At 43.8% G+C, this 20,586-nt stretch carries 13 protein-coding genes; 2 read left to right on the top strand and 11 right to left on the bottom strand.

The annotated features are described in order from the left end of the window. Window positions 1-37: 37 nt before the first annotated feature. Complete coding sequence (moaA, locus tag ACYCSE_RS00960) at window positions 38-1,051, bottom strand: GTP 3',8-cyclase MoaA (protein ID WP_069290051.1); 1,014 nt, start codon at window positions 1,049-1,051, stop codon at window positions 38-40. A gap of 640 nt (window positions 1,052-1,691) precedes the next feature. Here moaA and fdhF point away from each other — a divergent pair. Together fdhF and ACYCSE_RS00970 are read left to right on the top strand one after the other, a co-directional pair. Beyond that, on the top strand, window positions 1,692-4,634 hold the full coding sequence (fdhF, locus tag ACYCSE_RS00965) for a formate dehydrogenase subunit alpha (protein WP_250266343.1): 2,943 nt from the start codon (window positions 1,692-1,694) through the stop codon (window positions 4,632-4,634). 12 nt (window positions 4,635-4,646) lie between these two features. Beyond that, window positions 4,647-5,135: a helical membrane plugin domain-containing protein gene (locus ACYCSE_RS00970; RefSeq protein WP_459700880.1), complete on the top strand. Its 489-nt coding sequence runs from the start codon at window positions 4,647-4,649 to the stop codon at window positions 5,133-5,135. Between the two features lie 75 nt (window positions 5,136-5,210). Here ACYCSE_RS00970 and ACYCSE_RS00975 read toward each other — a convergent pair whose 3' ends face one another. The 10 genes from ACYCSE_RS00975 to ACYCSE_RS01020 all read right to left on the bottom strand — a co-directional run bounded on the left by ACYCSE_RS00975 (window position 5,211) and on the right by ACYCSE_RS01020 (window position 20,237). After that, complete coding sequence (locus ACYCSE_RS00975) at window positions 5,211-5,564, bottom strand: hypothetical protein (protein WP_459700882.1); 354 nt, start codon at window positions 5,562-5,564, stop codon at window positions 5,211-5,213. A gap of 139 nt (window positions 5,565-5,703) precedes the next feature. Then, window positions 5,704-6,705, bottom strand: a complete 1,002-nt coding sequence (gene kdgT / locus ACYCSE_RS00980) for a 2-keto-3-deoxygluconate transporter (protein ID WP_250260847.1) — start codon at window positions 6,703-6,705, stop codon at window positions 5,704-5,706. Between the two features lie 48 nt (window positions 6,706-6,753). Next, a complete protein-coding gene (locus ACYCSE_RS00985) occupies window positions 6,754-7,761 on the bottom strand; it encodes a tripartite tricarboxylate transporter substrate binding protein (RefSeq protein WP_459700884.1) in 1,008 nt (335 codons plus the stop codon). 129 nt (window positions 7,762-7,890) lie between these two features. Then, entirely contained in the window at window positions 7,891-10,332 is a 2,442-nt protein-coding gene (locus ACYCSE_RS00990) for an AraC family transcriptional regulator (RefSeq protein ID WP_459700886.1), read from the bottom strand. A gap of 214 nt (window positions 10,333-10,546) precedes the next feature. Further along, a complete protein-coding gene (locus tag ACYCSE_RS00995; protein WP_061829704.1) occupies window positions 10,547-12,202 on the bottom strand; it encodes a methyl-accepting chemotaxis protein in 1,656 nt (551 codons plus the stop codon). A 27-nt stretch (window positions 12,203-12,229) separates the two neighbouring features. Continuing rightward, window positions 12,230-13,234 carry a BMP family lipoprotein gene (locus tag ACYCSE_RS01000; RefSeq protein WP_452567229.1) on the bottom strand — a complete coding sequence of 335 codons (1,005 nt, stop codon included), beginning with the start codon at window positions 13,232-13,234 and terminating at the stop codon, window positions 12,230-12,232. A gap of 215 nt (window positions 13,235-13,449) precedes the next feature. Continuing rightward, the gene (locus ACYCSE_RS01005; protein WP_254350343.1) at window positions 13,450-14,832 is read right to left on the bottom strand and encodes a lanthionine synthetase C family protein; all 1,383 of its coding nucleotides are present in this window, start codon (window positions 14,830-14,832) and stop codon (window positions 13,450-13,452) included. Beyond that, the gene (locus ACYCSE_RS01010; protein ID WP_254350344.1) at window positions 14,829-16,706 is read right to left on the bottom strand and encodes an ABC transporter ATP-binding protein; all 1,878 of its coding nucleotides are present in this window, start codon (window positions 16,704-16,706) and stop codon (window positions 14,829-14,831) included. The genes ACYCSE_RS01005 and ACYCSE_RS01010 overlap by 4 nt, the downstream gene beginning before the upstream one ends. After that, a complete protein-coding gene (locus ACYCSE_RS01015) occupies window positions 16,703-19,897 on the bottom strand; it encodes a lantibiotic dehydratase (RefSeq protein ID WP_459700890.1) in 3,195 nt (1,064 codons plus the stop codon). The genes ACYCSE_RS01010 and ACYCSE_RS01015 overlap by 4 nt, the downstream gene beginning before the upstream one ends. 163 nt (window positions 19,898-20,060) lie before the next feature. Beyond that, window positions 20,061-20,237, bottom strand: coding sequence for an FDLD family class I lanthipeptide (locus ACYCSE_RS01020; protein ID WP_254350345.1), 177 nt, complete (start codon window positions 20,235-20,237; stop codon window positions 20,061-20,063). Window positions 20,238-20,586: the final 349 nt, after the last annotated feature.

A 20,586-nucleotide genomic window follows, 5' to 3' on the forward strand; every position in this document is an offset into this window, starting at 1 on the left:
CTCCACTCCCTTGTTTCTGACAGGCGGACTCTTCGGCTCACCCGCCGATGTGTGACATTTCAATTTTAGACGTTGCTTGCTGTGTATGATTCAGTCGTTCCTCTGAATAGCGGTCGGTACGTTCTCTCCAAACACGCTCAATGTAAGCTCTAATCTCGTCATCAGACTGTTCGGAACGCAGCATCGCGCGAAGCTTGTACCCTTGAGAGGCAAACAGGCACGTGTACAAGGAGCCTTCAGCAGAAATTCTCGCTCGTGTACATGTGGAGCAGAAGGCGTCCGTAACAGACGAAATAATGCCGATTTCCCCGTCTCTGTCCTGATACCTGTAGCGCGTCGCCACCTCACCTTTGTACTGGGGTGGAACAGGCTCTAACGGCATATGCTCATGAATGGCTTCGATGATCTGCTGCTTGGAAACGACCTGATCTAATTTCCAGCCATTGGTGTTGCCTACATCCATAAACTCAACAAAACGTAAAATATGCTTTTTCTTTTGGAAATAATCGGCCATGGGAACAATATCCTGATCGTTAAAGCCCTTTTGCACGACCATATTTATTTTCACCTGCATCCCTGCTTGAGCGGCAGCCTCAATACCATCCAGCACCGCCTTTACACTGCTTCTGCCCCCGTTCATTTGGCGGAACCGATCATCATCGAGCGAATCCAGACTAACCGTCACTCTTTTCAGTCCCGCCTCTCGCAGTGCTACAGCATATTTAGGCAAAAATACGCCGTTTGTCGTCATTGCAATATCTTCAACGCCATCGAGTTGAGTTAACGAATGAATAAGCAAAGACAAATTTTTCCTCAGCAACGGCTCACCACCAGTAATACGCAACTTCGTAACGCCCAGCGAGACAAAAATACGGGAAAGGCGCGTAATTTCCTCGAAGGTCAATATTTTTTCTTTTGGCAAAAACGGATAGTCATGGCCAAATATTTCTTCCGGCATACAATATCGGCACCGAAAATTACATCGGTCTATGACGGATATTCTTAAGTCCCGTAACGGACGATTCCATTGATCGTCGCTCCGGTTCGCCATCCTGTTCACCTCAATCCGTCTTCATTAATAAAACTCTTTACACTCTAAATTGGAACGGTATTTCCATTCATTTTATACTGAACCAAAAAACCGGCATCACAACAACTTCTTCGCTTATGAATATCGAAGAATCTGCTAAATGCCGGTTAATTTATCTACATCAGGATTTTACGAATCCCACTTCATGTGATATAGAAAAATCAAACTAACAAGCGCTGCGACAAATAAAATATACGCGGTTCCCACGCACACTCCATTTACGATTGCTCTGAAATAGATTACATTCCTATTGTTAGCAATCCTGGAACGTTTGTCAATGATTTTTCGATTTCTCAAACGATAATCATTATCAATTAAAAAATTAATAATGTACCGTTGAACTATCTTAAATTTTACGTTATAGTTACACGAGATGACATGCAGAAAATGACATATCTAAGTTATTCAGAAGTTATTGATATACAGACGGTGCGTACCGTTTGTTATTAATACATATTCAAATGGCGGATTGGCCTCCAGGACCTAGAGCTTGGTCACTACTCCACCATAAACACAAGTGCTGAAACACGAGCACTTGTGTTTATGGTGGAGTTTTTTTATTCCTAATTTTTAAATTTAAAATCTGAAAGGAGCCTGAACCGTGACTGATAGTACGATCAAAATTACATTAAACGGACAGGAACTGAAAACGAAGAACAGCGCAACGATTCTTGAAGTGATTAACGAAAACAACATCGCCCATCCCCAGCTGTGTTACGTTCCCGAAGTCGATCCGATCCGCACCTGTGACACATGTATCGTGGAAGTGGACGGAAAACTTATGCGTTCCTGCTCAACACTGGCTTCGGATGGAATGAATATTCATTTACACTCGGATCGCGCGAAAGCAGCTCAAACCGAGGCTATGGACCGATTGCTAGAAAATCATCTCCTCTACTGCACAGTGTGCGATAACAACAACGGTAATTGTACTTTGCATAATACAGCAGAGCTTATGGAGATTGAACATCAAAAATATCCGTATCAACCGAAAGTTGACCCGACAGAAGTAGATATGTCTCATCCCTTCTATCGATATGACCCCAATCAATGTATTGCATGCGGCCAATGCGTAGAGGTATGCCAAAACCTTCAGGTCAATGAAACGCTGTCCCTCGACTGGGAAGCGGAACGCCCTCGCGTCATATGGGATGACAGGGTTGCGATTAACGATTCCTCCTGCGTCAGCTGCGGTCAGTGTGTAACCGTCTGCCCATGCAATGCCTTGATGGAGAAATCTATGCTGGGAGAAGCAGGCTTCATGAGTGGCATGAACAAGGATTTATTAAATCCGATGGTGGATTTAATAAAGGAAGTGGAGCCGGGCTATAGTGGGATTTTTGCTATTTCCGAAGTCGAAGCAGCAATGCGTGAAACCCGTACGAAAAAAACGAAAACCGTCTGTACGTTTTGCGGTGTAGGTTGCAGCTTTGAGGTTTGGACCAAAGGCCGCAAAATTTTGAAGGTACAACCTACCTCTGAGGGACCTGTTAACGGTATCTCAACATGCGTAAAAGGGAAATTTGGCTGGGATTTTGTGAACAGCGATCAGCGTTTGACCTCCCCTTTAATTCGTCAAGGTGACGAATTTGTGGAAGCTACCTGGGAAGAAGCCTTGAGCCTGATGGCCAGCAAAATGGGAGCTATTCAAGAAACTTACGGCGGTGAGGCACTCGGCTTTATTTCTTCGTCCAAATTTACCAATGAAGAAAACTATTTGATGCAAAAGTTGGCTCGTCAGGTCTTCCAAACGAATAACGTCGATAATTGCTCACGGTATTGCCAATCTCCTGCGTCATGGGGGCTGCAATACACCGGAGGCATCGGTGGGGACAGCGGTACGATTAAAGACATTGCCAAAGCAGGTTTGGTCATGCTGGTCGGTTGCGCGCCGGGAGAAGGACATCCAGTGCTGGCTACTCGTATCAAACGTGCGCATAAGCTGCACGGTCAAAAGTTGATCTCGGTCGACCTGCGCAAGCATGAAATGGCAGAACGCGCAGATCTGTTCATTCGTCCGAAGCAAGGTACTGATTATGTATGGTTATCCGCTGTAGCCAAATACATCATTGAGCAAAACTGGCATGATGCAAAATTCATTGAAGAGCATGTAAACTTCTATCCTGAATATTTGAAGTTGCTAGATCGTTTCACCCTGGAATTTGCCGAACAGGAAACTGGTATTTCCAAAAAGACACTGATTCAGGTAGCGACTATGATTCACGAAGCCGACGGCACTGCCATTTGCTGGGGCATGGGTGTGACGCAAAACATCGCAGGCTCTTACACTTCGATTGCAATTGCCAACCTACTGCTGGTGACTGGAAACTTTATGCGTCCGGGTGCAGGCGCATATCCGCTTCGCGGACATAACAATGTTCAGGGTGCTGCCGATATGGGTACAATGCCGGATATTTTCCCGGGCTATCAGCCCGTGACGAACGATGTCGTTCGTGCCAAGTTCGAAGCGGCCTACGGCGTACAAATTCCAGGTCAACGCGGACTGGACAACATTCAGATGCTGGAAGCCATTGAAACAGGTAAGCTCAAAGCGATGTATATCGCTGGAGAAGAGATGGCATGGGTGGATGCCGACTCCAACCATACCCAAGAAATGCTGGCGAATTTGGATTTCCTTGTCGTTCAGGATGTATTTCTGAGCAAAACAGCTGAATTCGCCGATGTCATTTTGCCAGCCGTACCTTCACTCGAAAAAGACGGAACCTTTACGAACACCGAACGTCGTGTCCAGCGTTTATATGAAGCACTCCGCCCTATGGGAGACAGTAAACCGGATTGGTGGATTTTCAGCCAATTTGCCAAGCACATGGGATTTGATTGGGATTACAGCCATCCAAGTGAAATTTTTGAGGAAATGGCGTCGCTCACTCCATTTTTCTCCCAATGTAATTATGACGTATTGGAAGGCTGGAACAGCTTCCACTGGGGATCGCCGGATGGTAGCAATACACCGCTACTGCACACCAACGGCTTTAACTTTCCGGATAAAAAAGCGCGTTTGGGACTTTTCGAATATGTGCCACCGAAAGAGTACCCCGTTGAATTCGATCTGACCTTAAATAATGGTCGACTGCTCGAACAGTTTCATGAAGGAAATATGACGACCAAATCGGCAGGCATTCAGCTCAAACTTCCAAAAGTATTTGTGGAAGTGTCCCCTGAATTGGCTGAAGAGCGCGGAATCCATAATGGATCGCTGGTTCGATTGGAATCCCCTTATGGTGCGGTCAAGCTACGCGTTCTGGTTACAGACCGGGTGCAGGGAACTGAAATTTATGTGCCGATGCACTCTACCAGCCATGATGGTGCGGTCAATCTGTTAACTGGTGGAGCGTTCGATGTGGTCACCCGTACACCGGCCTATAAACAAGCCAAAGTACGGATGCAAATTTTGGAGGTAGACGGTCAAAATCCACTACCACGTATCAATCCGCGTTACAAAAAGCGTCATCCGCAAAATGGGGTTGAAGTGGACCGTAAGTGGAATCGTCCCGGTTACGTCGATTTAGTGGATCAAAAATAAGGAGGTCAAGCCGTGGCTAAGCCTATTTCAATTGTGAGAAAACGCATTTTGACAGAAGAAGAACGGCAAAAACAATCGCTAGATCAGCTTACTGCTGATCTGGCGGACAATGGGGCGGCATTGCAGAAGACACTTGAAATCGTACGTGAACTGCACGATAGTGGTCTTCTCGAAGCAGCTCAGTCTATGCTAAAGGCTAAAGAAAGCATCGCCAAAATCGCTGTAGGACAAGCGACGCGTAAGCCTGTGACGAACATCATCAATAATCTCATGGGAGCAGCAGGAATGCTGTCTGAGGTAGACCCCGAGCTGATGAAAAAGCTGGCAAACAGCGTTACTAATGGCCTGAACGAAGCCGATAAACATCTAAAGCAGAATAAAAAGACTCGTCTGCGCGATCTTATGAAGGCGATGAATGATCCAGATGTAAACCGGGCAATGGGATTTGGCATTCATTTTCTCAAAGGAGTAGGAAAAAGTTTGTCTGATAAATACTCATAGAGCGTGAAGGTGGAAGACTAGTAACAACAGACAATAAAAAGAGCTGGCTCCGAAAACGGGGACAGCTCTTTTTATTTATTTTTTATCCACCTGTAATAGCGTCACCGTTTTAAGAGAAACGGCATCTTTTATTTGCTCCTCTGCGATGACCTTGAGCTTAAGCAAACTGGCAATCTTCGACGTATCCGGCTTGGAAAACAAGCGCCATAGCTGCGGATCAGGCAGTGAATCATACAACTTTGTATGATCGTATTCCTTGCGGTGCTGCTGTATAATCTTGACTCGGTAGTTGCCAATTTCCCAAACTGATACTTCCTGCTGTGCACAATGTGCGGTAATGTCATTACGCAAATCAGTCAGTTCACCTTCAATTTCTTTTTGCTTTTGCTTTAACTGGTAGTAGCGACGCACCTTGTTTTCCAATCCCATCACGCTCCTCTGCTTACATATGTATGTTTGCAGAAGCGTTTTAGGACAAGTTTTGTAATGTTAGGATTAAAGGTATAACTGTAAAAGCATTTCCCGGGTAATGGAAAGGTCCATAAGTCGAGCCATCATCATTCAAACTTTATTTAGGCACATTCGCCCCTGGATTTACAGGTCCTGCTCCTTGGGATTTCCCCTTACGCTTCATATAATTGGCCCAGTATGCCGTCAGAATAGGTACTAAAATCGAGGTCACAATGACCGAAGCAGCAACTAAGGCCGTTGCAGATTGCGCTACAGGCAGAAACTCAGGCTTGATGTTGGCGACAATGACTGGATTGGCTACTGCTGCACCTGCTGTACTGGAGGCTGCAATCCCTGCTGTACCGTTGCCACCACCGATATATTTGTCAGCCAAAATCAGTGGAATACCTGTAACGATAATGACAAAAATACCTAATAAAATACCAAGCATACCTGTCTGGACAATGACACTCAGGTCAATGGAACAACCAAGTGCAAAACCGAAAAATGGAATCAAAGCTTGCGTTGCGTTCCCAAAATATTTTCGGAAATCATGATCCAAATTGCCCAACATAAATCCAACCAAAAATGGTAATACCGCTCCCACAAATGTTTGCGGTTCAAAAACGGCCAGCCCGGTGCTACCCAAAATAATCATGGTCACCAACGGACCCGATTCCAGTGACATCAGTACAAATGCTCCTGCCTCTTCCTTGGAGCCATACTGCTGCATAATAGAGGCGTATAACCCGCCGTTCGTCATATCCATAGCCGAGATCAACGCCAGCACCGACAAACCTGCAAATAGCCCACTTTCTATACCACCAACAGGCAGCAATCTGGATGCAATGATCGCCACTACCCACGCGACCGCGATTTTAGTCAATACGAGCGTTCCTGATTTACGCAATACAGTACCCGTCGCTCGCACATCTATAGAAGCACCCATACAAAAAAACCATACTGCTAAGATGGGTACCGTACCTGTCATCAGCCCCTTGGTAAAAGATCCAAAATAGTCGCCTGCCCATGGAGTAAATGTATGAAAAAGCGCGCCAATAAACAGCGGCACCAGCATAATGCCCCCTGGAATTTTATCAATGTTTTGTTTGATTTTCATAACTTCGTTCAACCCTTTCGTTTTTGCCAATGCAAAAACAAGGCCGTGTTACTTGCGGCTCAAGCCGAGCTCGGGAATCAGTCTCGCGAAGGTATCGTGACTCTCCTTCAGTTGCCGCGCGAATGCCTCTGCATCCTGGACACGCAATCCCAACCCATGCTTACGCATTTCCTCCCTGAATTCCTCGTCTTTCGTCCCCTTGATCAGTGCATCCGTCAGCGTTTGAGCAACTTCCTCCGGTGTATCCTTGGGTACAGCCAGCCCTCTCCAAGTGCCGATAAAATGTACACGTAGCCCAGTGGCTTGCTGTAGTGTCGGCACTTTTGGAAACGCTTCCGAAATAGTGTCTGCCTGGATCGCCAGTATGCGAAGTTTCCCTTCGTCCACGTATTTCTTCACTTCTGCGGGACTGACGGGTACAGCATCCACAAATCCGCTCATTAAAGCGGAGACGGCTGGGCCTGCTCCCTCATAAGGGATATGGGTAAAGCGAACTCCGCTTTTCTGCTCCAGCATCGCGGCAGCAAGGTGCCATATGCTCCCTGTGCCTGCATTCCCCATTTTGAGCTTGCCGGGATGGGCCCCAGCATCCTCCAGAAATGCCTCCGCTGTCTTCCATGGTGCATCCGCCCGGACCGTAATGGCGGAAGGGTCCATATTGGTTTGAAGCAGCGGCTTAAATCGCTCATAGGTGAGCGGTAGCAGTCCCAAATGAGACAACGTAGTCAGCTCAGCGACCAGATACGTTACGGTATAACCGTCCGCCTGCGCCTCAGCCCCTTCCATCAGCCCGACAGAACCGCCTCCTCCCGTTCGATTAACGACGATGATCGGCTGACCGAGATGCTTTTCGGCGGCTTTCGCCAACGCTCTCGCGGTAATATCCGTACCGCCTCCGGCTGCGTAAGGAACGACGAGTGTTATTGGCTTCGTAGGAAATATACGGCTGTGATCCTGCAAGGTGTGGTGATCCACATATTCACTGATACTCAAGGCAGAAAGCATAGCTACTCCCGCCGCAACCAGCACATATTTTTGCCATGGCTTTTTCTTCATTACGTTTCCTCTTCTCCAAAAATGAACTGGGCCCGTCATGCGCCCGTTTTCACCTCCAACGTTTTCGGTCTTGTTGTTTGCGTTTACATGAAGTCAATGTACCGCAACGTGGAGGGCTACAGCTATCGCTTAATCTTCGTATTTATCTTCTATTTCGCCAAAGTATCGACCTTTTGACCGATCTGCATATTCATTGGAAGATTTGCTGATTTGTCTGAATTTCCCTGGGGTCACTTGTTTGTGCTTGCGGAATACCCGGATAAAGCTGTTCTCATTTCGGTATCCGACCTGTTCTGCAATTTCACCGATCTTCAAATGGGTTTCACATAGTAATGTGCATGCCTTTTTTACGCGTAGTCCAGTCAAATAATCGTAAACGGTGGTCCCCGTTTCTTCCTTGAACATGCTGCTCACCGAGGACACGCTCATGTGAACATGATCCGCAATTTCCTGAAGCCCGATGTTCAAATGTAAATGATGCTCCATATACTCGATCATCTCTTGTACACGCACAAAATCTTTGGACTGGATGCGTCCATTCCATTTTTCTTCAATATCAGTCAACATAATGACCAGCAATACCTCCATGTCTTGAAGGTCTAGCGTCAGAATCTGATTCCAGTGGTAATCAGCAAGCTGATCCGGCGGCGTCACACTCTGAGTGGCACACCATTTTAGCAAATCTTCCAGCAATTCATGAACAAACAAGTAGACCTGAGCTGGGGATGTTCTGTGGAGTCGAAGTTCTTCTACCCAGTGGCTGATTAGCTTTACACTTGCACCAGGTTCCTGTGACTCCAGGGCACGAATCATTTCCACACGCCGATTGTCCAGCAATGTTGAATCCTGAATCTGCTCCTTTGACTGTTCATCCACCGTATTATCCTTTTTCACACTTATACTGCTGTCTATATTCGTATATGAACGTCCATATCCCTCATACAAACGCAAATTAAGGGCCTCTTTTCCTTTCATAAAAGACGCCCGTGCCTCTCGAATATCCGTGACCATATGACCAATTCCTATAGAAATAGTCAAAGGAAGATACTCACCGACAACCTGAATCAGCCTATCCACGCTTTTTTGAAGCAAAATGCTCTCTTGGAGGTCAGTCTCTGTACCAACTTCATTCGAACTCTCGCTGAACTGTAACAGCACAATAAAACCACTTTCCTCCTCCGGCGAGCATACTGCTTTCCAATGAGGTTCGAGCATCTCTAGCAAAATATTGTTCAGCGCATACTTGAGCAGCATTTTATCTTCTTCTGGAAAGCTTGCGGCCCACGCAGAATACCGGTCAATGGACACGATCATGACAAACAAAGAATGGCCGTCCCAATCGGAAAAATACTGTTCCCATTTCATACGCATTTCCTGTATGCCCATTCTACGCTGGATGACATCTTCCATATATTTGGAACGCAGCTCCGGCAGGCTTCGCTCTACCACCAATGATTTGCGGTGAAACTCTCCAACCAGTTTGCTAATCACAGGTTCCAGGTCATACAATCCTCCTTGGCGCGTTCCCTTATTGCCCGAATTCAATAGGCTATTAATTTTTTTCATGGGGCGAAAAGCTGCATAATTATAATAGTAAACTGCTGAGCACCCAGCCAGTATAGAGATAAAGGCCAGCCACAGCATCATATTGCGCGCCAGCTTTACATTTTTCAGCAGCTTGTCCATCGGAACGAGCGATACTAGACGCCAGCCCGTTACATCAGAAAAGGTTTGGTTCGCCATATATTCCATGTCCTCTATCTCCACATAAGCATAGGGACTCACATCCAGTTCTTTTAAAATCCTACCCATATCATTTAAGGGTAAGGACGATCTCAGCTTGGGATAGATCAACTCGCCCTCCAGATCATACACGTATTGCGAGTTGGATAAATGAATATAGAGTTTGGAGAAAAAACGGTCATAATCCAGATTGATTAGCACCGCACCCATGACCTGACCATTCTCTACTATGGGCCTGGCCAGCGAAAGCAGCTCTACCGCCCCCTGCTCACGATCGGTGCCGTACCATCTCCGCTTAATCAACAACGGCTTTTTTTCAATATCCTGAATCCAGGGAACCCATGTGGTATCCGGTGCCTGCTTCCAATCAGGCCTGTAACCATAATTGCTGGATACGAGAGCATGATTGTCCAAAGAAATAACTTCAACCGAGTAAATTTCTTCGTGCGAAGAAAGGGTTTTCAAGTATTTGTGAAGCCGATCTATGACGGAGGCCTTGTCTTCCAGCGATTCCCTATCTGCTTGGACACGTACAAAGGCCTCTACGTCTGGATGATATGCTGCGTCCAGCGCCTTGTTATCAGACTCACGAAAAGCCCGATTGGTCACATCCAGATTGATTTGCAACAATTCTATATTGGGTGTGTTCAGCTCGGTATCCAAACCTTCACGGTATCGTGAATACGATAGCAAGCCGATCACGCTAATTACAAGCGACACGCACAGAGTGAGCAGTAGAATCAATCTTGTCTGTTTATTTTTCAGTATCAATCGAAGCTTAAGTCGCAACATTCCCGTAACTTCATCCTTCCGGACTTCGTTGTCCATCTTCCTCTTGCCAATATACGTGGTGACATATTCTCCCTAAATCTATTTGACGTAAGAGTTGGAATTCCCTGCCTATGTATATCAAACTTAATATAAGGATTCATATAAAAAAGAAGAAGCCTCCCTGTACTGTACAAGGTAGAACTCCTTCTTTGGCACTGCTTGTATCATTATTCAGCAAAAACAGATACTCGCTGCACAGGTTTTAGCTAGTCTATTCCACCTGGAAACGATCTAGCTCCCGCTGCATCTCTTCGCGAATCTGACGAAGCTCTTTTACCTTCTCAGCCGATTCCTCAAATGAACGCTTCTGCTCCACCGTGGAAGCCGTAATCTCTTCACTGCCTGCGGCGGACTGCTGAGTGATTGCGCTGATATTTTCAATAGCTTGCTGCACCTGTACGCTCAGTTCTCGCGATACATTCATGTCCGTTGATAACTTGCTGACTTGGCTGGCAATTTGCTGCACTTTGCCACTAATCTCTGTAAACGATTCTCCAGTCGAGGAGGTTGCCTTCTCCTGCTCACGGAACAGCTCCTGACTTTGCGCCACAGAAGTCTTCACCTTATCCATAGCCTGCGTGATACTGTCAACAGCAGTATAAATTTTCTTTACAGCAGACTCTGATTGATTCGCCAGCTTTTTCACTTCATTGGCAACAACAGCAAAACCTTTTCCTGCTTCACCTGCACGTGCAGCCTCAATAGAAGCATTCAAGGACAACAGCGATGTTTGGCTGGCAATTTCGGATACGTATCCAGTCATGGTTGTAATCTCGGCTGCATTAGCCTCCAGCTCCTTGACCGTCTGCTCCACTTCGGACATGGCTGAACGATTTTCTGCAACAATACGCAGTTGATCGCTCATGACCCGCGTACCCTGCTCAATGACACGCAAAGCATCCTCACTATACGCGGTCGATTGTGTGGTCTCCAGTAGATTCGATTCAAACTTCTGCTGCATCTCGTCCACAACGCCAACTGTCGACGACAGATCCTCAGCAATTTTCTGACTGCCTATTGCCAGTTCCTCTGTTGACGTGCTGACTTGTGTCACAATTTCCTTCATGGCCTCATTATGCTGATCAATATCCCGAGCCATCAGATCGACACGATTACCCGCCTGATCAATGGAGAGTACAATGCTGCGCAAGTTCCCGATCATCACCCGGAAAGATTCATTGAGCTCGTCTAGCTCATCGCGTCCCTTGGTTTGGGCAAGCTGCACTGTCAGATTCCCCTCAGCAATTTGCTTTGCGGCATCCGTTAATTTGCGTGTTCTAAGGGCAAGCTGCCTGGATGTGTATGTATTATATAGCCCAACTGCCACCAGAAGTATAACTGCACCTGCCAAGGCCAATTGCCATGTAAAACGAATGCTCTTGGTCAAATCTTCTGTGTATTGGTCATAACGTGCCTTGGTCAGCAGATCCAGCATAAATACATCGTTCTGAATCCCTTGGGCACGCATGGCCTCCCGCTTGGACTCCGGGCTGTTTTGGGTACTCATGGCTTTCTCCGTTGCTACTTTCAATTGGCTGAATTTTGTTTTAATCGTATTCAGTCGCTTTTGCTGCGCTTCGGTTTGCATCATGCCCTGTGAAAGCAATGCAATCGTCTTTTCAGACTGAGTCAGTTGATTTTGCACATCGGCTTTGTTGCTCTCCGTCATGGAAGCTGAATAATTTTGCAGTGCCTGCCCTGACTGAATCAAATAGGCATTGAGCTGCTGTACATTCAACATAGCCGGAACCAGATTACTACTTTGCGAGTTAATACGAATTAATTCAAAAATGATATAAGCCACTAAAGCTAGGCAAGCAATCAAGGAAATCATCGCGTTCAGCACCAGTTTACCTTGCAGTTTCATCAGCTTTCATCCTCCGTTTGCGAAAATTTATTGGGTGGGAACAGTCAGTGTGCCGGATTTGATTTTTTCCTTTAAATCATCCAACAACTTTTGCTGATCCGGACTCAGTGTCACGACACGAATAGGCGCCAAACCTACACCATCTTCCGCAAGACCAAACACCATATCCTTCTCCGTAAATTTTCTTTGATGATCTGCAAATCCTTTGACTGCTGTATAAATTGCAATGTCTACATTTTTAAACATCGAGGTCACTACCGCTTTTTCCGCAATAAAAAACTGGTCGCTATCGACCCCGATGGCGAATTTATGCTGCTTTTGCGCTTCTTGCAGCGCACCCACACCCGTAAGACCTGCGGCTGCAAAGATGACATCAATCTGATCCTGATTAATCATGTCATCTGCAATTTCCGTACCCAGTTCCGGCTTTCCAAAATCTCCTGCATACGTTGCAGTAACTTTGGCATTAGGCTTGACTGATTGCACCCCTGCGCGATACCCAATTTCAAATTTTTTCAACAGAGGAGATTCCGCACCTCCGAGAAAACCCACCTGTTCGGTGCGACTCGTCAAACCCGCAACGACTCCAGCCATAAAACTGCCCTCTTCTGCTTTGAAGCTAATAGAGGCCACATTCGGTAAATCTGATTTCTCATCCACGATTAAAAATTTACGGTCTGGATATTTTTTAGCAATGGATTCCAAACTGTCCTTCACCATGTAACCCAGCCCAATGATTAAATCAGCCTTTTCCTGAGCAAGCTGTTCAAAAGCCGCATCATACGTCTTGGTCTCCGTTATTTCTCGGTATTCAAAAACAATTTTCCCCTCATCCCGTGCTTGGACCAAACCTCGGAAAGCAGCGTCGCTGTAAGATTGGTCACCCAGACCAATATCTGACAGTACGATTCCCACCTTAATGGGCTGAGCCTTGGTTTGTGCTGCCGATTGCCCACATGCACTTAGCAATAATGCAAGGATTGTAACAATGGGAATCCACCTAAAATTTAATAATACAGCTCGCTTCTTCATGACATATCACCTCAGCATAATTTGGAAATCCCCAACATCTTTATATCGGTTATAGAAGCATATTTTTTCATAAGAGTTTCTGTAAATTCATTGTAAAAGGAAGAGAAGACGCGGGAAAGAAACAGTGTGCCCATCATTCTTTTGTCTCTCTTTCACTATGCAGAAATCAAAAAAACTGACACGTTTTTCGTGTCAGTTTACCTAAATAATAATAGTTAACGAATCATTAATACAGCATCCCATTCTGGACTTCTATCGCTAATTAATGAGGCGAGGACAAGAGCAACACCTGCAGTCCCAGTTAAAAAACCCGCTTCATCTATGTTTCTATAATCTCCATTCAGAAAATTTATATCGTAATAACCAAATAGGGAAGATGGCTCAAATAAATCCAATACTCGCTCCACAAGCAAATCACGCAGTGCTCCTAGCCGTTCGTTGCCTGTATCGGAGTACATTCGTTGAAGAAGATGGAGCAAGCCTCCAATACCGTGGCATACCGTAGCAGAAACCATCCCACCATTTCGCTCTATTCGATTTTCGATGTCCAGATAAGCCTTCAATCCCAAGGATATCCATTCATCATTCTGTAAAGCCTGTCCAGCTAACCAAATTGAGCGCGCAATTCCCGGAGCACCATAGCACCAAGAATCCCTTTGATATTCAGTGTTTTCAACGGATAATTCAGATTGTTCCCATTCTTCAAAGGATACCTTTCCAGGCCATATCGTTCCTACCTGACTTTCAAACTGCCATTTAGCGAGCCATTCCGCCAACGTGGCTATTTCCTTTTTTACTTGTTCAGTTGTAATCCCCTGTAAGACGGATATACTCATTAATGCTAGTGGTCCTGCTATACCATGGGATAAGCTTAGATTAAAATTACCTTTAGGATATTGCCTCTTCTCATCCTGTAAAAACTGATTCTCTGCACGAATATGCCAAGCGGGAATACATTGTCCCTCCCAATTTTTATCTCCGCAAAAAAGCTGAAACCATACAACAATTTGCTCCCATAGCTCTTTCATTTTTGGCCGTTCGTAAAAAAGAAGAACAATACGACCGATACCTGTAAAGCCTAAAATTGTATCATAATCACTCATTTTCAGGTACCCCGAATGCCATTGTTTCATATATAATGGTATTCTTTCAGCTGCTAATTCTTCAAACCATGAGGCCACTTGATTCAACATAGACTGGTATCGTGTTCCATCCCGTGATAACGCCCGAATACCTATTAGCACACCTGCTAATCCACTATATAGGGATAGATCATACATCCCCATTTCTTCCATCTGTTTTTGAAGCTTTTCTAAATACATATGCCCTATCCGATCCCATCCATTCTCCGGATATAACAGATCCAACTGCGCCAATAATAAACAAATTCCTGGATAACCATTACTTAAAGTCCCATCATTCCATCTTTCTATTTCAAATCCATCCACTTCTAGTATAGGCATGCTTTTAGAACGTAAACAAACCTCTTCCGGATTTTTGTACCGCTCTCCGATGGAATCTAGTACCTTGACCACTCGTTCTCTTATTTCACCTGACAAGGGACGCCATGAACTAAATGGCAATTGAGCAGATGTCATGACTGAAAGACACCTCCTTTGTTCGTCACAGTACCAGCAGCAAATGAACTGGCTTGTACCTGATACATTTCTGAATAGACACCACCTAATCTAACAAGGTACTCATGGGTTCCCTGCTCTATGATTTGGCCATCCTCCATAACAACAATGTGATGAGCAAGTCTTGCAGACGAAATACGATGTGTAATAAAAATTCCAATTCTCTCCTTCATTAAATCCAAAAAGAGTTCAAGCAAATCACGTTCGGCTACAGGATCCAAAAAAGAGCTCGGCTCGTCCAAGATATACACATCCGCCTTCCTAACAAAAGCACGCGCTATTGCCAGCCGCTGCCATTGCCCCCCTGAAAGCTGATGTCCTTCTTCAAACCATTTACCTAGTTGAGTATTTAGACCATGCGATAGCTTTTGGATCACATCATCCATAGCAACATACCTCGCGGCATCCATTAATGTCCTATCATCCTCAAGTTGTTCCAAATCTCCAAAACCTATATTATGGCGAGCAGACATTTCATACTGCATAAAATCCTGAAATACTGCTCCTATTTTTCGTTGAATGTCCGCTAGTTCATAGTCCTTAATATTACAACCATTTACACTAATCGTTCCGCTGTAATCTGCATACAATTGCATCAAGATTTTCATTAAAGTCGTCTTACCAGATCCGTTTTTGCCTACAATTGCAACTGTCTCACCTTTGGACAATGACAATCTAACATTGTGTAATGCATATCTGGACTGTCCTGGATACTTGAAAGAAACCCCTTCAAATGAAATCTGTTCAATACGGAAATCATGTCCTGCTCCTGAAGGTTGCATGTAATTTAGTTTTTTTTGGTGATATACAGGATCTGAGGTGGGTAATTTCAAAAATAAAAACAGTTGTTCAATATAAAGATTATTCTGCGAAAATTGTAAAATACCACGCATCATCATCTGAATTTGGCTCTGCGTTAACATTATGGCTTGAATATACCCGTATAAGCTACCAATCATTATGTTAGTAAGCAGGGTTTCCTTCATTGCCAGCCATACAAACCATAACATTACTCCAAGCTCAAGCAAGTTATACATCAAAGTAAACCGGGTAAGCCTACCTAACATTCGACGGTCGACCTTAAAAAAACTTTCCAGTAAGTTGGAGTAACGTTCCAATAGATATGGGCCTAATTGAAAAATTTTCACTTCTTTTACCGCACGATCATTCGTTAATAAATAAGTCATATACCAAGATTGTCGATACTGTGGAGTCCGCTCCATGTATATTTGGAACTGTTCACGATTAATTTTGAATAAGGAATATAAAGATACCACTGATACAATTAATAGAATAAGAACAATCCACCATTTCCATAAAATCAACCAAATTGCAGAGGATATCATAGTAATGAGGCTTGATACAATTCCCGCCATTTGAGTGTAAAGTTGATACGGACGATAAGAAGCCTCTTGAGAGGCACGTTTCAACTGGTCATTAATAGTCGCATTTTCATAATCAGCTAATCCCAAGCGAGTTGATTTTTCACAAATCATAATATTTAATGATTTGGAAAGTACAGCTTCCAAAGTTCCTTCCACATAACCCTGTGCGGCATTTACTATATTTTTCACAACATAAACCAGCACAAACCATCCAAACGGTACGATTACTAAACCAGCTCCTTGTTGCAAAGCAACTGAAACTTTGTTTAGTACATTCTGCATAACAGCCAGGGTGAAAATCGGCGTAATCCCTTGAATAAAATAGAACATAATACTAAGAACGAGATAACGTTTATTAGCACTAGAAATTAGCCGAAGCAGCTTAAGACCACTCTTCACTGATTTCCAAGCAGAGTGCAATCCATTATTTTTATTAACCATATCTTTCATTTTACTTTCCTGTGATAGTGAACGAGGCTATTCATTGCATGACGAGCCATGATCATGATTTTCCGTTCTCTATATCGATCAATTCCAAGTAAGCGATTCAAATGCATGTGAATGATACTAAATAAAATATCATCTTTAGTATTCATTAAAGAACTCTGCTTCTCTTGTTCTAAAATTTTTTGTTGATAACAAAAAGCTGTTGATTCCCTGATTTTAAATAAATCTAGAATATCATTGATTTGATTCTGAGATTGACCTTCCTCTTGTGTAAATGTTTTATCCAAAAACTGCAAATAAAGCCTTCGTTCTTTGCGAAATTCACTTAGAAACTCCTTTACGTTATATTTTTGATTGAGAACGTCGTAACTTTCGGCTTCGTTAAAACCTAATTGACGCAACAAATGGATTACACTCAAAACAGCTACAATATCTAAATCTAATTTATTTTGTTTAAAACGGTTCAAACGAATAAGTCTAGCGGCAATCTCGCTATCATCAGCGAACATGGACTCCGCTAACCCCATTAATTCTGGCCCTCCATAGCGCTCAATTTCCGGTTCATAGGTATCAATAACAAATTTAGTCATCAATCCTTCTCGTATCCATACTTTTGCCCAATCATGAAACATGGTAAAAAAATCAGAAACCAATTTCTCACTAGACATTTTGAATCTTACACGAATATGGGATTCCGGATCCGCATAACGAATATAATAACCATATTCAACTATACCCGTCTCCTTTGCTTGCCGAATACACTCATCCCAATACAAACCAATAAACTCATTTTGTCTGCTTTCCATTCCGTACAGCTTTGCATAGAACCATACACCACCTGGAAAATGTACACGTTGAGCCAAACTTACTGTCTGCATAGAAGTAGCTGATCCTACATCTTCTGAAGCTGCCGCAACCTCCTGCAGAGTACCCGAAGAAGTAACTGGCCGTCGAACCAGAGGAAATACGAATTCCGCTGTCAGTCTACCTTCACTACAATAAATAGGTAATTGTTCAAATCCACCAGTAAGTTCAATAAGTACAATTGAGTTGCCAGATTTTAATTCTTTACATAGCTCTTCGATGTGTAAGGGGTGCTCCAAATCTAACAAAATACGATGATCAGATTGAATCAGGTAGACGTGCCGAGGTACCTTCCATTCTAAACAGAATTGGGTAACCGCTTTTTTCAGGGCTTCCGTACCTAGTGGTTTGTCTTTGTCCTGACGAAACCACATTCTCCATGTCGCCGGAGCAAAAATGATATTATTGTACCGCAAACGAGGGGTAAACGGAGCCTGCGTCATGATTCCCCAGTTTACTGTGTTCCATTGTCCGAATCCAGCTAGACCGACCTCAATCAAGAACCGGTATACATTAGGAGCTTGGTGGTAGTTGAGCATATGTCCGGTTGTCGGTATGACTTCTCGATTGTGCTTGCGTGATTTTAAGTAGAAATGATCGCCACGTAGCCCCACAACTAAATCCGATACTTGAATTTGCCGATCATCCGGCAGAGCCTGATTGGTCCCGATCGCAATCTCATAGTCTCGAAAATTTTCAACAAGAATAACATTCATTGTTCTTCCAGAGCTGGGTAAATAGGATACTTCAGCCCAAATTTTCTCAGGGTACAGACTTTGCTCCTCCAGATGAATAGCTTGGAATTCCTTTTTAAACGGTGTACCGAGCAAATCCATAAAACGTCCAAACGTTTTTCCCGCACCATTCGAACCAGGGTTTGGTCCGAGGAGCAATGTGTATTCTCCTCGATCAAGCGCCTGCTGGTCGCGGGTATTCAATAAGAAGTATAATTCCATAGAAGGCAATGTCGGACGGGTTATGGAGTCCTCAGTATGTGTAAGCTGCCCAATCATTTCATCCGTAAGATTCATTTCATAATTGCCTTTATGTATGGAGGATACAAACCATTGAAAAAGAAGCTGTTCCCGATTGGCTTGCGTTTTGGCAATTTTCCCTGTTTTTAAGGATCTGCGTCGGCTCTGCGGATGACGGTAGGTCGCAGGCGCACCTAAACCCATTTCTTCATCTAACAGTTCAAGCAACGGTACCTCCCGGCCATATCCATACTTTTCTAAAAACTCGTCAGTATATTCCTTGAGATGAGCATCCGTTTGGGAAGTGAGCTGGGAAAATAATTCGGCCACCCGTTCAACATCCTTACGGATATATTCATTCAGAACGATAGAATGGTCCTCCACCGATAAATCGACCTGTAAAGTGGACATTTCAATGTCCGAAACTTCACTCATCACTTGTCGCAGCAGCTTTAGGCGCTCCTCACCTTCCCCAATAGGAAGCTCATTGTACAGACGGATATCCTGGTGAATACTTTGCAACTGCAACTTTAGATCCTCCATACCGTATAACGGATTGATAATCGCCAAAATTTGGACAAAAGGATCTGATTTTATAGTCGAGGGTCGTAGCTCTGAAATAAGAAACTCTTGCTCAAAAAGCTGCCGAATATAGGGATCAACTCTTTCTTCACCCGCTTCCGAAAAACGCTGCATAACAAGCTTAACCAATGTTGAAAATAATACCGGTTGTGCGCAGACCTCCATAATATAATCAAATACAGCGGATGCCTTCACAGATACGCTATCGTTCTCCCCGTTTACTAATTTTCCGTATCTGGTAGTGTAAGGAATTTTTGCCCGGTTTCCTTGCCGATAGATTAAAGGATTGCTCTGGAGACGAAGCTGGCATAACACTTCTGGAATGCTTTCTATCTTTTCAATAATTTTTAAAGTCCATTCCATATCGGGTCTCGCGCGTTTGCGATGAGCATGCGTATTCTTGAGATACAATTGAGAAGACTCACCGAAGTGTCCCACGGAAACGCCTGAGAATAAACCAAATGGCGTCGGACGGGTCATCATTCTTAGTAAATACCGCATGAACCCTTTAAGTACCTGCTCTTGCTTGCGCGGATCATCTACATCTTGCAGACGAAATAAGGATTCGTGTAAGCTCGGACTGGAAACGGCAATTGCTTCCTTGATTGCGGGATCGTTGGATAACTCAATCATACGTTGCACAGTGTATGATTTGAGATATTCCTTGTTTTCACATTTTTCAGGAAAAAAAGACTTATACCTATCAAAAGAAATTACAGGAGTTCGCAGTAAAAAAAAATCGAGTGCTTTGTATGCATATCGCTGACGCTTCATTATTCCTCGCCCCCGGACTATCTTGTATATATGCACTTTCAAAGGATAATTCACCTTACAATAGAAGAAAAAAGGGACTTAAAAGCCCCTTTTCCTTCCATTTTTCTGTTCCGCAGTCAACCAAATACTCTGAATGATGAATGCATCCCAAAGATATAATATCTCAGCACCAATCTCCAATGTTTGATACACAATTCCCGTAGGTTTTACCACAATTCTCCGTGCGCTGCCCCCCGCATGCAACAGCAGAACACGCCGCTATGCTTGTAAGAACTTGTGGTTCAACAGATCCCTTAGACTTATTCACTTGTACATCCAAATCAAAAGCATCGTTTGCCATGTCATTTTCCTCCTCTCGTTCAACTTGTTTTCATAGATGTGATGATTATCACTAATGATTTCTTTCTGCTATCTCTTAGAAGTTAATTTATATGAACAATATCCCAACTGATCGTCATCTGTTGGAATATTCTCATATACACTTTACTTTTATGCTTGTTTAGGCTCTCAAGTGCTAGCTATTTATGTAAAATCCATAACCTAAACTTCTGTTAACTTTGTATATAATTTATATACAAACAAAAATATATAACCATATGCGAAAAGCATAAAACGTATATTTTGCACATTATTATATTTTATGAGTATATAAAGAATAAAATACATTTATATCAATTTATATAAACTTT

This window comes from Paenibacillus sp. SEL1, from assembly GCF_054602535.1.

Excerpts from the sequence above, each read along its gene's own strand:
- moaA (WP_069290051.1), bottom strand. The coding sequence starts at position 1,051 with ATGGCGAACCGGAGCGACGATCAATGGAATCGTCCGTTACGGGACTTA.
- ACYCSE_RS00975 (WP_459700882.1), bottom strand. The coding sequence starts at position 5,564 with ATGGGATTGGAAAACAAGGTGCGTCGCTACTACCAGTTAAAGCAAAAG.
- kdgT (WP_250260847.1), bottom strand. The coding sequence starts at position 6,705 with ATGAAAATCAAACAAAACATTGATAAAATTCCAGGGGGCATTATGCTG.
- ACYCSE_RS00985 (WP_459700884.1), bottom strand. The coding sequence starts at position 7,761 with ATGAAGAAAAAGCCATGGCAAAAATATGTGCTGGTTGCGGCGGGAGTA.
- ACYCSE_RS00990 (WP_459700886.1), bottom strand. The coding sequence starts at position 10,332 with ATGGACAACGAAGTCCGGAAGGATGAAGTTACGGGAATGTTGCGACTT.
- ACYCSE_RS00995 (WP_061829704.1), bottom strand. The coding sequence starts at position 12,202 with ATGAAACTGCAAGGTAAACTGGTGCTGAACGCGATGATTTCCTTGATT.
- ACYCSE_RS01000 (WP_452567229.1), bottom strand. The coding sequence starts at position 13,234 with ATGAAGAAGCGAGCTGTATTATTAAATTTTAGGTGGATTCCCATTGTT.
- ACYCSE_RS01005 (WP_254350343.1), bottom strand. The coding sequence starts at position 14,832 with ATGACATCTGCTCAATTGCCATTTAGTTCATGGCGTCCCTTGTCAGGT.
- ACYCSE_RS01010 (WP_254350344.1), bottom strand. The coding sequence starts at position 16,706 with ATGAAAGATATGGTTAATAAAAATAATGGATTGCACTCTGCTTGGAAA.
- ACYCSE_RS01015 (WP_459700890.1), bottom strand. The coding sequence starts at position 19,897 with ATGAAGCGTCAGCGATATGCATACAAAGCACTCGATTTTTTTTTACTG.
- ACYCSE_RS01020 (WP_254350345.1), bottom strand. The coding sequence starts at position 20,237 with ATGGCAAACGATGCTTTTGATTTGGATGTACAAGTGAATAAGTCTAAG.